This is a genomic window from Terrisporobacter mayombei (genome assembly GCF_020748465.1).
GTDB lineage: Bacteria > Bacillota > Clostridia > Peptostreptococcales > Peptostreptococcaceae > Terrisporobacter > Terrisporobacter mayombei.
This window is the reverse complement of record NZ_JAHZMP010000270.1, coordinates 1-441: the sequence shown is the minus strand read 5'-3', so window position 1 is coordinate 441 and position 441 is coordinate 1. Positions and strand designations below refer to the sequence as shown.

Below are 441 nucleotides of genomic sequence, written 5' to 3'. Positions count from 1 at the left end.
CGTAATACTGGATCTCATAGACCGGCTGGGATTTTATTAAATCCCGCATGCCTTCCAGTGACGTACACCACCAGTAAATACAGCCGTTGATAAACGTCTGCCAGCTTATTTTTACCCATAAGACCAGACCAATGAGGATCCAGAAAAAAATAAACAGGCAGTAAAGCATGATATTGGCGATCTGGCTGAACATGCGGATACGCATGGACGCAATCTGACCGCCCTGGGTCATATCCTTTGCGTTAAAACTCATGATGAAACTCCGGTAAAGTCAGGAACAGAGCAGAAAAAGAGAGGTGTGGAATGCATTCACAGAACAAACCATGTATACCCTGTATACCGGTGGTGATAGCCGCCTGCTGGTCTGCCGGAAGAAACTTTTTCCAGCACGATATCAGTCAGGCGCAATATTTCAGACCAGTCACTCTCGTGTGAAAACTG

General features: G+C 46.0%; 1 protein-coding gene. It reads right to left on the bottom strand.

The window, feature by feature from the left end; translation table 11 throughout:
• A partial coding sequence (locus K0039_RS25480; RefSeq protein WP_228106914.1) for a TraD N-terminal domain-containing protein occupies nt 1-253 on the bottom strand: 253 nt, incomplete at its 3' end.
• Nucleotides 254-441: the final 188 nt, after the last annotated feature.